A 1015-nucleotide genomic window follows, 5' to 3' on the forward strand; every position below is an offset into this window, starting at 1 on the left:
GTTTGCGCTTAGTTTTATCACTACTATTAGGATCAACACTGAGCAGATCAGAGATTTGAAGCTTCACCCCGAACAACTCCACTTTGTCTTCATCCTCCCCAGTATTCGCATAAAACATGCAATCGTGAGGTTGAACGCTACGCCAGCTTCCCGCTTCACGCGCTTTCTGCTGCAGCTTTCGGAAATTGTTCAAGTCCAACTCATATTCCACGTCACAACTCACCGCACCGTGAGTAAAACCGGTTGGAATACCTCGCTCTTTATCAACGGCTGATTCATCATTGATGGTTGCCGTTGCCGATTCCACATGAACCAAAACACCCAGAATATTTACGTCGAAGCTTCGACCGGTATAACGAGAATTCATTAATTACTCTCCTAGTCGTTGATTAAGCATGATGCCGATTGTGATTTTTACCGGACATTCATAAGGTGTCACCGCCAGCAGAATTTCTACTTCTTCACTGTTCATCCAAGTGATGGTGATGTCTTCATCTTGTGGCGGTTTGATTTCGCCAGGGAACTCGTAATCACCAATTTTCTTCACAACCGCCATTTCACGCAGATCTTGGGTAAAATAGAGTTTTGCACTTGCTTCACTGCCTGGTGTTGAATTCAATTCACGATCCGCAATTCGAGCGATGGCACGAGCACGAACTTTACGCGCCGCTTTCATCGCAACACGAATGTGGCGAATATCTTGGAAGTCGCCCCCCGGCACATCCAATGTGCGGCCCGTTGTCCAATACTGCCCCGGATAATCTGGGTACCACATCGGCACAGCAATTCGAGACGCTTCCAAAGCCTTAAGGGTTGCTAACTCCAAAGGCTTGCCGTCTTTATCTTTTGCTAGTTCTAGGCTCCCTAGAACACTGCCTGTTTTGACTCGCGCAGGGGAATCCGCGATAGATACTTCTTGGTTTGCCAGCCGCCCTGCATAGATACCGACTGTTGAGTTATCTTTATGAACTTGAGGAACAACAGTGACGTACTCACTTGCGATGCTTGTTGGTAT

2 protein-coding genes are annotated in these 1015 nt (G+C 47.2%); both read right to left on the minus strand.

The features are described 5' to 3' along the window. The coding region (locus BCT81_RS00905; RefSeq protein ID WP_102423000.1) for a phage protein at positions 1 to 367 on the minus strand (367 nt) is incomplete at its 3' end. A gap of 3 nt (positions 368 to 370) precedes the next feature. Further along, on the minus strand, positions 371 to 1015 hold a 645-nt coding region (locus BCT81_RS00910; RefSeq protein WP_133152473.1), incomplete at its 5' end, for a DUF2586 domain-containing protein.

It is taken from the genome of Vibrio sp. 10N.261.52.A1 (assembly GCF_002876325.1).
Taxonomy (GTDB): Bacteria; Pseudomonadota; Gammaproteobacteria; order Enterobacterales; family Vibrionaceae; genus Vibrio; species Vibrio chagasii.